Genomic DNA, 12,887 nt, shown 5'->3' with positions numbered 1-12,887 from the left:
AAAGGTAAATGATTCTAACTAATTATAATACATTTTTTTATTTTTGCCCATACGATTTAATATAGAATTCCCTTAAATATTTTACCTCCTCTTCATCTAAGGAAACCGGCCCGCCGAGAATCCGGGATTTTAGAAAAATCTCGGCACCTTTTTCCACCAGGAGGCTTATTTTAAAAGCTTCTTCTAAATTCCTCCCAACGCTTACTACACCGTGATTTGCAAGAAGCACCGCATTCCTGTTCTCCAACGCCTTTACAGCATTTTCCGCAAGTTTTTCTGTACCCGTTAGGGCGTATTCAGCGACCTTGACGGGGCCTCCCACCATCGAAGCTAAATCTTCCATAATGCACGGGATATCAACCCTGGCCGCCGCACAGGCACTGGCATTGGTGCTGTGTGTATGTATTATTGCTCCCACATCCGGTCTTGCCCTGTATATGGCTGCATGAAGGGGCGTCTCTACCGAGGGTTTCCTTCCCGGACAAACCTGCTTTCCGTTGATATCCACCGTTACAATATCTTCTGGTTCTAAGGTCATATAGTTCATTCCCGATGGGGTTATTACAAAGATATCCTCGCCCTCTTCTCTGGCGCTGATGTTCCCCCAGGTCGCCACCACAAGGCCTTCTTTAACTATCTTTTCTCCGTATTCTACCACCATTTGTTTTATTTTTAAAAGAAGCATTTTATTTTACACCTTCCTCGGATTATTATCAGCTCATCCTGGCGTGTTTTAATTCATCCTTACACCTGCAGGTCCTTTCTTCAGGAATCCTTTCGATAATAGTGTATATTAAATCTTTGAGTTTACCTATATTTTCATTAAAAACTCTCAGCACCATTTCATGGCTGACAGGTTCAATATCGGGATGTCCTTCAAGCCCCACGTCGTAGTCCGTAACCAGGGTGATATTAGCATAACAAATTTCCAGTTCTCTTGCAAGCACTACTTCCGGGTACTGGGTCATATTAATTACTTCCCAGCCATGGCTGGAAAATTCTTTGCTTTCAGCTTTTGTGGAAAATCTCGGTCCCTGAACTACCACCACGGTGCCCCTTTCGTGGACAGGAAGACCCTTTTCCTTTGCCACTTCAATTGCTATTTTCCTTAGCTGCGGGCAGTAGGGTTCCGACCCTCCAATATGGGTGGTTATCGGTCCATCGTAAAAAGTATCTTTTCTGCCCCAGGTCCTGTTTACAAATTGATCGCAAATAACAAAATCTCCCGGTTTTACATGAGGCTGTAGGCTGCCGGAGGCACAGGGGCCCAGTATTCTCTTTACCCCGAGCTGTTTTAATGCGTAAATATTTGCCCTGTAATTTATCATATGGGGTGGAATCCTGTGGTCCTTGCCATGTCTTGGCAGGAAAGCTACGTTTTTATCCTTAATTTTTGCAATGGCAATTTTATCGCTGGGCGGTCCATAAGGAGTTTCTACCGTAATTTCCCTTACATCATCCAGAAAAGCATAAAACCCGGTTCCTCCAATTACCGCCACATCGGCACGGATATCCATATTATTACCTCCCCGAATATAGTATAATCATCTTTATAATTAATTTTTTACCATACTTTTATAAGTTTGTCTAATATTCTTAGATTACTTTCTTCATTTTTTAAAATTTTTTCCTTATCAAGCATCCCCGATATGTAATTACCGGTTGCCTGCTTCCACTCCCCACAAATATCAACTCCGATAAGTCTTTTGGTCCTGGCAATGATTTCTATTATCTCTAAAAGTTCTTCTAAGGTCATGGTGCCCTGATCCCAATTGGTAGCTGCGTAATCTTTTGATAATACATCTTTATCTATGCTGATGTAAACCGGAGCATCCTGGTCGGAAAGTTCTTTCATTAAATAGTAAATCCTTACCTCCTGGGGTAAATCTTCGGGTATAAAAAAAACTTTTTTATATTCGCTGTTTCTAAAAAATTCATAATCCTTTCTATTTAACCCTATTATCACACACTTTTCTATTTTATTTTCCTTTACCAGGTCTCTTACCCAGGAACCGCATGTAATGACTTCTCCTGGACTTTCAAACATGTCGGAATGGTGGTCAATCAGCACGAGAACGGGTTTTTTTCGAGTCATTTCTATCATTAACTTGGAAAAATGGTGGAAATCTCCAGACCCCAGGTAGACTATACCCGGCATTTTCAGGTCAAGTTTATTTTTTATTTCTTCCAATTTGCTTTTTTCCAGCATATATCTTACGCCTTTTAAATTTGGGAGATTTATAATGTGCTGAGCCCTGTTTAAAAGCCTTTTTTGCCCGCTTAACGCCTCATCCAAAAAAAGGACATTAACTCTGGGCAAGGCCTTTACCCCCTTTGAATATAAATTACCGACCTTTGTGAATTATTTATTCAAAAGGGATAACATTTAGAATTTATCTGGCAAATATATTATATAATAAATCTTAAGAAAGGTATACAAAAAGGGCCTCCTTTAAAAGAGGCCCAGTTTTTTTTTATTTATTTCTTTCCGATTTTGAGGCAATGCTTGCGAAGAAAGTAAAACCTCCGAAGTAAATTAAAAGCATCACTATCATCCAGAATGCGGTCTGGCCGTTCATTTACTTCGCCTCCTTAGCAGCGGATTTTGTAACATCTACGGCGATATACGGTGACTTAGCTTTGATCCAATCCGCCAGCCAGTTATTTAATGCTAACCAGACAATAGCAGAAATTACCCACTGCACCACCATAGTGCCTACGCTGAAGGTCTCAAAGGGATTCCACCAGTTGTTGGGATACCAGCTGATTGCCTGCACGACCCACCAGCCGAAGAGTATTGCAAACATAACCGGGAAAAGAGCAATGCAGTAAGTCCACCAGCGGCCAACGTAAATATCGCTGGACTTATTGATGATCTCCGTCCTAATTTTCTCAATTCCGTATCTATATGCTGCAATAGCAAAAAGTAAACCGCTGATTAATAGCCCAACGCCCCATACCCAGTCCTGGTTGTCAAGGAATGTTGCGCTGTAAGCCGATGGAATACCCAGGATAAATCCACCTATGGAGACAATTAAAGTTGCTTTTTTCCTGTCAAACCCGGCATCTATGAAGTTCTTCACCCCTACTTCAAACATAGGAAGCAGAGATGACAAAGCTGCAAGAGAAAGGGCAAGGAAAAATACAGCGGCTACGATTTGACCTCCGGGCATAGTTGGGAAGAGTTTTGCTAAGTATATGAAGGTAAGACCGGTATTGCCAGCTTTTAATGCATCCAAAGCAGCCTGAGGAGTTGCCGAAAGGGCAAATACGGTAGGAAGAACCGCCAAACCGCCGAGCATTGCTCCGCAGGCATCTCCGAATACTATCATCATACTGTTAACAGCGATATCGTCCTTTTCCCTCATGTAGTTAGCGTAGGTAAGCATAAGAGCCCACCCTGCTCCGGTAGACCAGGAAGATTGGGCAAAGGCGTTTAACCAAACCTTCGGGTTGCCAAGGGATGACCACTTGGGCACGAACATGTACTGTAAACCAAGGGCAGATCCGGGTTGCATAATAGCCCAGATGGCAGCAATTAAAAGTGAGACAAAAAGTGCGGGAATCATTATTTTATTTGCGGCTTCAAGTCCACCCTGAACTCCTCTGTAAACAATATAGCCGCCTATTAAAACCGCAATAAACTGAAATAATATCGTCTGGGAGGGATTATTGATAAAGCTGTTCCACAGAGCTTCGGAATCCATTCCCACCTTAAAAGTACCGCTAAGGGCAAATACGAAATACCTCAGTGCCCATCCGAGAATGACGGCATAATAAAACATGATAGCAACGCACGTAAACCCAATCCATGCGCCAATCCAGGTGAATTTTCTTCCCATAAAGTCCCTGAAGGCACCGATTGTCCCCAGCCGAGTGTTTTTACCTATTACAAGTTCTAACATGATTAAAGGTGCAGACCATACTAAGTTTGCTATCAGGTAGGCCACCAGGAAAGCTCCTCCATCGTTGGTACCTACCATTCGTGGGAATCGCCAGATGTTACCGGTGCCCACTGCCATACCTATGGAAGCCAGAATAAAACCTATTCGGCTACCCCATTCTTCGCGCTTTTCTGTCATTGTTTTACCTCCCTTTTAATTGAGGATTTTCGCGCTCGAACAAAATTCTTTACCAAAGGTCTTTTCTCTCATCCCCCCTCTTTCTATATTAAATTTTTAAAAAAGTGGACTACCCAGTATATTATATATATTTTCTACACTTTAATGAATTTTCCTTCTTATTTTATATTATTTGATAAAAAAATTTTTTTGATATTTTTGTAACAACTTGCATTTTCTGAATAATTTTCGCTATTTATATTTAAAAAGGTTTTTTTATATTTATTATATTTTTTCACTCTTTTATTCTATTATATTCCCTCCCCCGATTATTTCAATATAAAATTTTTGAGAAAAAAAGCCCTTCCCCGGGCCTTATATATTTTTTTTGCTAAACTTTTCTATTACCTGGGGAAGGGTCGTATATTCCATTTCATCCAAAGGAAGCCTGTGAGGTTCAAAGGGCCCATGGCTTCTCATATAATCCGCTATTTCCAGCGCCTTTTGACGCGCTCTATCAAAACCCTTATCCGCAAAGAAATCCTGAGGCCCGATTAGTTTTCCGTTAGACAGCTGAAATCCCAGAGCTACTACCCTCGGCGGTCCATCAAAACGCGTGGGCGTCGCATCCTCAAGGGATACGGGCATTAGCGGTCCAAAATGAGACCCCCTCATCCATCCGGAAACTAAGTGAGGATTGGCAAAGGGCTCTAAAGCCTCTCCTACAGCCGGAAAACCGTTTTGACACCTGACTATCATCACCGGATCGTCTTTCCCCACATACCTTCCCGCCATAAGGTTCATCCTCTGTGTTGAAGATGCTGCCGCCGGTTCTCCCTTTTTGTTATAAACCGCTTTTACAGCATACTTATTGAAAGCACCCAGAAAAACCAGAAGGTCGTATATTTCTTCAGGACAGGAAAATTTCATTAGTTTATTTTCGACGGTATCCATGACTTCAAAAATAAAACCGTCGTGCATTTTGGGGTCTATTATAAGTCCGATGGTATTGAAGGGGTCGGCGAACATTTTATAAAGCGGCAAGTTCCAGGCTCCCGGTTCCGTTTTATCCGCCATAAAGACGATAACGGGTTCGCTGGGACGTTCCTCAAATTCCATTTCCGCCACTCCCGGGCCCATGCCTTTGATATTGCCCGAAAAGGAATCGGAAAGCAAATCCTGTCCCGCTCCGTAAAGTTTATATTCCCTGGCTAATCGGGTGCACTCTAAAAAGGTCTCCCAGGCAAGTTTATGTACTTCTTCGCAGTCCACACCCTTTTTATGGGTCATTATCAAGTTTATGTCATCTCCCACATGGGCTACTTTAAAGTCTATCAGCAAATCCTTTCCTTGCTCTCCTAAATATTTTTCTGCAGTTTTCAATAAATCCGGATGTACACTGCTGTGACCTACAAATCCACCGATATCCGCCTTTATTACCGAAAAAGTGATTCTTGACATTAAAGACCCCCCGTTTTTATTGATAATTACAAAATTATTATATCATTTTACTTTATATATGCATAGATTATGTTCTTATTTTCATTTATTATGCTATATCATTTTGCTTTTCACAGATTAATTATTATAAATAATATGCCTTTATCTAAATTATATGTCATTTTAAATAAAAAAAGACCCTTTATCGGGTCCTAAAAAAGGATTAATTTATGCACCGGTAAGCCTTTTATACAACTTTTGGGTTAAAGCCCTCGCTAAAAAATTAAACGCAATAATTATAATAATTAACAAAGCCGATGAACCATCCGCAATGCGCCTGGCATCAGGGGCAAGTCCTTCAGAATTAACCTTCCATATATGAACCGCCAAAGTCTCCGCAGGTCTGAAAATATTGAAGAAATTATCAGGGGTTAATTTTGGTGATGTCATGCCTGCTGTAAAAATAAGAGCAGCGGCTTCTCCAAAAATTCTTCCCGAAGCGAGAATTATACCCGTGATTAACCTGGGTATTGCCGATACCATTACCACCCGGGTTATTGTTTGCCATCTGGTCGCGCCCAGGGCAAGGCTTGCTTCCCTTAAATCCCTCTTAACATCCCGGAATGCTTCTTCAGTAATTCTTGTCATCACCGGCAAATTCAACACCGTCAGGGTCATAGCCCCTGAAATCATTGAAAACCCCCACCCAAAGGTAGTTACAAACACCAGCAGCCCGAAAAGACCTATTATAACCGAAGGCAGGCTGGAAAGGGTTTCAATACTTAACCTCAATATACCCGTAATCGCATTTTTTTTAGCAAATTCTGAAAGGTATATACCCGCTCCTATTCCTATGGGTACAGTAAATATGAGAGTTAAAAAGAGAATCATAAAAGAATTAACTATTTGAGGCCCTACTCCTCCGCCGCTTTGAAAGGCCTTGGGCGAGGATATCAAAAAGTGGATATTTATTACCCTTAAACCCGCATTTAAAAGGATGAAAGTAATCGCCAGTAAAAACATCACCGCAAGTACTGCCAGCATGTACATTAAAAAGGTTGCTAATTTATCCTCTAACTTAGGGCTCACCGGAAAACCCTCCTTTTTGCAAAAAATCTGATTAAACCGATAAAGAAAAGCGAAATCATCAATAACAGTAATGCAATGGACCATAAGGCATCGTTCCAGAGGGTTCCCCAGGTGGTATTACCCATCTCCATGGTCAAAATGCTGGTTAATGTGTGTACCGGATTAATTAAGGAATCGGGTATCCTGACACTGTTGCCTATTACCATTTGCACCGCCAGGGCTTCTCCGAAAGCTCTGGCCAATCCCAGGACAACCCCGGTCAATATCCCCGGCAGGGCGGCAGGAAGTAAAACGTACTTAATGGTCTGCCACCGGGTAGCTCCAAGGGCCAGAGAAGCTTCCCGGAGGTCCGGGGGAAGTGCTTTAAGGGAATCCACCGAAATGCTTGTAATGGTGGGGAAAATCATGATGCCAAGTACTATCCCCCCGGCAAGTAGAGAAAAACCTGTGCCTCCGAAACTTTTTCTAATAATAGGTACGAGGATGCTTAAGCCCATCCATCCGTAAACTACCGACGGAATTCCGGCAAACATTTCCACAACTGGTTGAAGGAAATTTTCCCCTATCTTTCTTGAAATTTCTGCAGCAAATATGGAAAGTCCAAGACTTAAAGGCAGGCTTAAAAGCAAAGCAAGTAAAGAAACCGAAATCGAACCGAGTAAAAAAGCAAGAGCTCCTGCCTGTGCGTTTTGATTTTCCAAATTCCAGTTTGCGCTGAAAAGAAAATGGGAAACGGATATTTTATCCACCGTAAAGGTCCGAATACCCTTATAAAAAATAAACACAAGAATGAAAATAGTGATAAGTAACGAAAGCAAAGCGCAAAAAAAAGCAAAAAAACTGCCCAATTTGTCCATCATCTTCGGTTTCATATAAGAATTCTCCTTTTAAATCTTTAACTTTCAAATAAAGGATATCATTCTCCTATTTATATTATGTTAAATCGCTGTTAAGAAAATGTTAAAAAAGCCGGGTTTTTATTCCCGGCTTTTGTTCATCTTGTGACCTTCATATCTCCTATCGGTATATACCCCAATTTTTCTATAATCGGTTTTACCTCATCACCAAGCATATAGTCGATAAAGGTTTTTACCGCTCCCGCAGCCTCCCCTTTAGTGTACATATATTCATAGGACCAGACAGGGTATTTACCCTCTACAATATTTTCCTTAGAAGGTTCTACTCCATTAAGTTTCACGACTTTTACACTGCTGTCCACATACGATAGGGCAATATAACTTATGGCACCGGGGGTATCCGCAACGGCTTTCTTTACCGTACCTGAGGAATCCTGAGTTAAAGCCATCCCCTGGGTTTCTTCCCTGCCATCCAGGGCATACTTTGTAAACGTTGCCCTGGTCCCAGAACCCGCAGGTCTATTTATCACCACTATTTTCAGGTCATTTCCTCCTACTTCTTTCCAGTTTGTAATTTTTCCTGTAAAAATACCGATGAGCTGGTCTTTTGTTAAATTATCCACCTTAACCGCTGGATTTACTATTACAGCAAATCCAACGACGCATACCTTATGCGGTACAAGTTCCTTAGCTTTTTCCTTATCTAACTTATCCTCTGCAGGCACATCCGAGTTTCCAATTTGAACCGTCCCATCGGACACAAGTTTAAGACCCGTTCCGCTTCCTCCACCCTGCACCTGAATCTGAATTCCCGGATTTTTTTCCATAAACTGGTTTGCCGCTTCTTCCACTAAGGGCTGCATTGCGGTAGACCCTGCTGCAATTATCGTTCCGGTAACCTTTTGCTGCTCACCCTGTTTCTCCCTACCAGAGCAGGCGGATAAAATCAGTGCGGTAACTAAACACAGGGTAATAATGGTCGCAATTTTTTTCTTTTGCATTTTACAATGCACCTCCATCTTTATTATCCCTTTTATACTGAAAAATTTCCTTCAATTAATATAATAAAGGTGCATTGTAAAGTCTCTGCTAAATAAGTATTAACTTTATGTTAATTCCTATTCCCACTCGATAGTCGCCGGTGGTTTTGATGTAATATCGTAAACCACCCGGTTTACACCCCATACCTCATTCACTATTCTTGCGGAAATTCTGTCGAGAACATCATAAGGTAATCTCGCCCAGTCGGCGGTCATCCCATCTTCACTGTTTACGGCCCGAACAGCGACAGTATAAGAATATGTCCTCTCATCTCCCATTACTCCCACACTTTTTATATCCGTTAAAACCGCAAAAGCCTGCCATAAGTCTTTGTAAAGACCGCTTTTTTTCATCTCTTCCATTACAATTGCATCGGCTTCCCTGAGGATATTCAATTTTTCTTCAGTTACTTCCCCGATAACCCTTATTGCAAGGCCGGGGCCCGGAAAGGGATGACGGAAAATTATCTCTTCTGGGAGTCCGAGTTTTAATCCCACTTTCCTCACTTCATCCTTGAAAAGATCTCTCAGAGGTTCTATAAGCTCAAATTTTAAATCCTTGGGGAGTCCTCCCACATTGTGATGGCTTTTTATTACGGCCGCGGTTTCGGTGCCGCTTTCTATCACGTCAGGATAAAGGGTCCCCTGCACGAGGAAATCTATGCTGCCGAGCTTTTTCGCTTCATCCTCGAATACTTTTATAAACTCTTCCCCAATTATTTTTCTCTTTTGTTCCGGATCGGTAACTCCTTTTAGCCTTTTCAAAAACCTTTCTTTTGCATCCACAGCGATGAGATTTATGTTAAACTTCTCTTTAAAAATCTTTACCACATTTTCAGCTTCATTTTTCCTCAAAAGGCCGTGGTCAACAAAAATGCATACAAGGTTATCGCCTATAGCCTTATGGGTTAAAACAGCCGCTACCGATGAGTCAACTCCCCCGCTCAAAGCGCAAAGGGCTTTTTTATCCTTTACCCTTTCCTTTATTTTTTCCACCTGTTCGTCTATGAAAGCCTTCATGGTCCACGTACCCTTACATCCTGCCACACCAAACAAGAAGTTGTTCAATATCTCCCTGCCCCTGGTTGTGTGTACAACTTCAGGATGAAATTGAACACCGAAAAGGTTTTTACCGTTACTTACCGCCGCATGAGGAGTATTTTCCGTCCTCGCAAGGGTCTTAAAACCAGGAGGAAGTACTTCAATGGAATCGCCATGGCTCATCCATACGTCAAAACTATCTTCCAAACCGTAAAAAATTCCATCTTCTTCCTCCACATAAAGCCTTGCCCTTCCATATTCCCTTACTCCCGCTCTTTTTACCTTACCGCCCAGCATATGACACATTAGCTGCATCCCGTAGCATATCCCAAGTACAGGTATCCCCAGATCAAAAATTTTTTTATCACAGGCAGGGGCATTTTCCGAGTATACGCTGGCCGGTCCGCCAGAAAAGATAATGGCTTTGGGGCTTTTTCGGATTATATCTTCTACAGGAGTTTTATAAGACAATATCTCGCAGTAAATCTGTGACTCCCTTACCCTTCTTGCAATAAGCTGACTGTATTGCCCGCCAAAATCAAGAATGATAACGTTTTCCCTCAAATCCATCAATAAACCTCCTCTAAATAATATTGGTCTTTTTTATTTATGAAATAAATCCGTTTTTCGGTTATTATAATATCCATAAGTATATCATATTCTTCTTTGGGAAGTTCATCTAAAATTTGAAATTCAAAGGCAAGGGCAATTTTAATCGCATCGGCCTTGAGGTTTTGCAGGAATCTATCGTAATACCCTCCCCCGTAACCGAGCCTGCAACCCCTTTTATCAAAAGCCACTCCGGGTATAACCACAGCTTCCAGCTCTTTTGGGTTTATTATTTCCCCGGAAACGGGCTCTAAAATACCAAAATGCCCTTGTTTTAATTCATCCAGGTTCTTTATTCTTACCGCCAGCATATCACATTTATTAATAACCTTCGGTACAAAAACCTTCTTACCCAAATATATGCTTTTTTTTATTGCATCCAGGGTCCTTACCTCATTTCTCGTATTTACGTAAAACATTATGTTTTTTGCTTTTTTATAGTAATTTAATTCATAAAGTTTTTCTTGGATTACCCTGCTTTTTTCTTCAATGATATCCTTCGGTAGGGTATCCCTCATTTCTATCATTTTTCTCCTTATTTCCTTCTTTTCCATAGCTTTATTCTCCCTGCTGTGTTTTTTCCTTTATAAAATTTTTATACCATTTAAATTTAAAAAGGGCAAGGATTATTACCCCTGCCCTTTAATCAATTGAGCTGCTTTTTCATCAATTATACAGGTAACATCGGGATGAATAAGAAGGAAAGACGCCGGAACTTTTGTTGAAACCGATTCTTCCCCTAAGAATTCAAAAATAATTTTTGCCTTTTCTTTACCACTCGCCAGCAAAAGAATTTTCCTTGCTTTCATAATCGTGCCGAGTCCCATAGTAATGGCAAATCTCGGTACCTCATCCGGGCTTTCAAAAAACTTAGAATTGGCTTTTCTCGTCTCTTCAGAAAGTTCCGTAACATGAGTAGAAGTAATCAATTCATCCCCGGGCTCGTTAAAGCCTATATGCCCGTTAATTCCTATACCCAGAATTTGAAGGTCTATCCTTTCGTATTTTAAAATTTCCTCATCGTACCTTCTGCATTCCTCCTCAATATCATCAGCAATTCCATTGGGAATATGTATGTTTTCCGGTGGAATGTTTATATGTTTGAAAAAATTCTCAAACATATAGTAATGGTAACTGTTTTTATCCTCAGGAGAAAGCCCGACGTATTCATCTAAATTGAAAGTGATAACCCTTGAAAAATCCACTTCCCCGTTTTGAAAAAGCTTAACCAGTTCTCTGTACATTCCAAGAGGAGTAGACCCAGTAGCCAGCCCCAGAACCAGGTCAGGTTTTTTCTTTATTTCCTCCGCAACAAAAAATGCCGCTTTTTTGCTCAATTCTGTATAGTCTTTTACAACTATTACTTTCACGTCCATCACTCCCCTTTCAGATTTTTTGTCAAATTTACCGTTACTTTGAAGAGGTCGGATCTATAAAAGGATACTTCATAATATACCGGCTCTTCTCTGTAATAAACACTCTCGATTTTCAACAATGGAATCGTTTCTTTCATATCCAGGGTCTTCATTAATTCAAGAGTCGGGAAAATGGCGGAAAAGGTAAGTTTTGATTTCGTAATATTAATACCGTAATCTTCTCTTAAAACCCTGTGCAGTGACCCCGTCAATTTGTCCATATTTATACTGGGTACCTTTTTCTCCCATAGATAAACTGTCTCAAGAGCAACGGGAATCCCATCGGCTATTCTTAGTCTTGTGGCTTTAATCACATCTTCCTGTTCGTCTATATTTAAAAACTTAGCACAATTTTTTGCCTTCTCCCTGGTAAATTCCAGCACTCTGGTAGTAGCCACCAATCCTTCCTTCTGGGCTATTTCGGTAAAGCTCATTATCCCTTCCTGTTCTATGGGGTAGGAAGCTATAAAACTGCCCCTGCCCCTTTCCCTTTTTATAATGCCTTCTCTTTCCAGTTCTTTCAGTGCCTGTCTGACCGTCATACGGCTTATATTAAATCTTTCACAGTACTCCCTTTCCGAAGGTAAAAGGTCTCCGGGCTTTAATTTCTTTGTTTTAATCTCATCCTTTATATAATTCATTAATTGAAAGTAAACGGGTATCGGACTTTTTTTATCTATCATATTGCATCACCAGAATTATTTTATCATTATAATATATAGTTGTCTATACATTATAAATTTTTTCTTAAAAAAATAAAACTGTCTTGTCTTGTGAATAAACAGGATGTATAATATTAATATATTGTTGTACGTATAAGTCTATATTAAAGTTATATTTTGTTTTATTATTTTCGGTTTGATTTAAAAATTATAAAAATTTGGGTTCTTGTTAATATTATTATTTTCACTAACCCTTTACTTAATTTCTCTCTATTGATATATAATAATATTATAATAATATAAAATAATTTATTTATGGAGGACGACATGGATAAGCAGGAATTCAAAAAAAAGATTGAAAAAACCGCTGAGATTTTTAAAGCGTTAGGACATCCGGCAAGGCTATGTATTGTCTGCAAATTACTGTGTAAAGACTGCAACGTAACCGAGCTTCAGGATTGTTTGGATTTACCTCAGTCTACGGTTTCCCAGCATCTTGCCGCATTAAAATCAAAAGGGATTATAAAAGGGAAAAGAGCTGGTGTTGAGGTCATCTATTCCGTAGTTAACGAAGATGTAAAAAAAATAATAAAAATCCTTCTCAATTTAGAGGAAAATCACCAGGTATTAAATTCCATAGACGAAATTCTAAAAGAGCAAGTTGAATATTAAT

Annotated in this window: 13 protein-coding genes; 1 reads left to right on the top strand and 12 read right to left on the bottom strand. The window is 40.3% G+C overall.

What is annotated here, in order from left to right; genetic code table 11:
* Positions 1–37: 37 nt before the first annotated feature.
* The 12 genes from ACPLOV_RS00595 to ACPLOV_RS00540 all read right to left on the bottom strand — a co-directional run bounded on the left by ACPLOV_RS00595 (position 38) and on the right by ACPLOV_RS00540 (position 12,235).
* Positions 38–685 carry a class II aldolase/adducin family protein gene (locus ACPLOV_RS00595; RefSeq protein WP_424908460.1) on the bottom strand — a complete coding sequence of 216 codons (648 nt, stop codon included), beginning with the start codon at positions 683–685 and terminating at the stop codon, positions 38–40.
* Between the two features lie 28 nt (positions 686–713).
* Positions 714–1,517, bottom strand: coding sequence for an S-methyl-5'-thioadenosine phosphorylase (locus ACPLOV_RS00590; RefSeq protein ID WP_424908459.1), 804 nt, complete (start codon positions 1,515–1,517; stop codon positions 714–716).
* Between the two features lie 47 nt (positions 1,518–1,564).
* Positions 1,565–2,320: an arginase family protein gene (locus tag ACPLOV_RS00585; protein ID WP_424910287.1), complete on the bottom strand. Its 756-nt coding sequence runs from the start codon at positions 2,318–2,320 to the stop codon at positions 1,565–1,567.
* A gap of 259 nt (positions 2,321–2,579) precedes the next feature.
* Positions 2,580–4,082, bottom strand: coding sequence for a sodium-dependent transporter (locus ACPLOV_RS00580; protein WP_424910286.1), 1,503 nt, complete (start codon positions 4,080–4,082; stop codon positions 2,580–2,582).
* A 354-nt stretch (positions 4,083–4,436) separates the two neighbouring features.
* Positions 4,437–5,522 carry a fructose-1,6-bisphosphate aldolase/phosphatase gene (fbp, locus tag ACPLOV_RS00575; RefSeq protein WP_424910285.1) on the bottom strand — a complete coding sequence of 362 codons (1,086 nt, stop codon included), beginning with the start codon at positions 5,520–5,522 and terminating at the stop codon, positions 4,437–4,439.
* A gap of 207 nt (positions 5,523–5,729) precedes the next feature.
* The gene (pstA, locus tag ACPLOV_RS00570; protein ID WP_424910284.1) at positions 5,730–6,590 is read right to left on the bottom strand and encodes a phosphate ABC transporter permease PstA; all 861 of its coding nucleotides are present in this window, start codon (positions 6,588–6,590) and stop codon (positions 5,730–5,732) included.
* The gene (pstC, locus tag ACPLOV_RS00565; RefSeq protein ID WP_424908454.1) at positions 6,587–7,462 is read right to left on the bottom strand and encodes a phosphate ABC transporter permease subunit PstC; all 876 of its coding nucleotides are present in this window, start codon (positions 7,460–7,462) and stop codon (positions 6,587–6,589) included. Before pstC ends, pstA begins: the two co-directional genes overlap by 4 nt.
* Before the next feature lie 122 nt (positions 7,463–7,584).
* Positions 7,585–8,448 carry a phosphate ABC transporter substrate-binding protein gene (locus tag ACPLOV_RS00560; protein ID WP_424910283.1) on the bottom strand — a complete coding sequence of 288 codons (864 nt, stop codon included), beginning with the start codon at positions 8,446–8,448 and terminating at the stop codon, positions 7,585–7,587.
* A 117-nt stretch (positions 8,449–8,565) separates the two neighbouring features.
* Positions 8,566–10,098 carry a glutamine-hydrolyzing GMP synthase gene (gene guaA / locus ACPLOV_RS00555; protein WP_424910282.1) on the bottom strand — a complete coding sequence of 511 codons (1,533 nt, stop codon included), beginning with the start codon at positions 10,096–10,098 and terminating at the stop codon, positions 8,566–8,568.
* Positions 10,098–10,691: a 5-formyltetrahydrofolate cyclo-ligase gene (locus ACPLOV_RS00550; RefSeq protein ID WP_424908451.1), complete on the bottom strand. Its 594-nt coding sequence runs from the start codon at positions 10,689–10,691 to the stop codon at positions 10,098–10,100. The genes guaA and ACPLOV_RS00550 overlap by 1 nt, the downstream gene beginning before the upstream one ends.
* 75 nt (positions 10,692–10,766) lie before the next feature.
* Complete coding sequence (nagB, locus tag ACPLOV_RS00545; protein ID WP_424908450.1) at positions 10,767–11,507, bottom strand: glucosamine-6-phosphate deaminase; 741 nt, start codon at positions 11,505–11,507, stop codon at positions 10,767–10,769.
* A gap of 5 nt (positions 11,508–11,512) precedes the next feature.
* Positions 11,513–12,235 (bottom strand): GntR family transcriptional regulator, encoded by a 723-nt coding sequence (locus ACPLOV_RS00540; RefSeq protein ID WP_424908449.1) that lies wholly within the window; start codon positions 12,233–12,235, stop codon positions 11,513–11,515.
* A gap of 306 nt (positions 12,236–12,541) precedes the next feature.
* On the opposite strand from ACPLOV_RS00540, the gene ACPLOV_RS00535 reads away from it, so the two are divergent.
* Complete coding sequence (locus ACPLOV_RS00535) at positions 12,542–12,886, top strand: ArsR/SmtB family transcription factor (RefSeq protein ID WP_424908448.1); 345 nt, start codon at positions 12,542–12,544, stop codon at positions 12,884–12,886.
* The last annotated feature ends 1 nt before the right edge of the window (position 12,887 follow it).

This window comes from Thermovenabulum sp. (assembly GCF_049723235.1).
GTDB lineage: Bacteria > Bacillota > Thermosediminibacteria > Thermosediminibacterales > Thermosediminibacteraceae > Thermovenabulum.
This window is presented reverse-complemented; position numbering and strand designations above follow the sequence as displayed.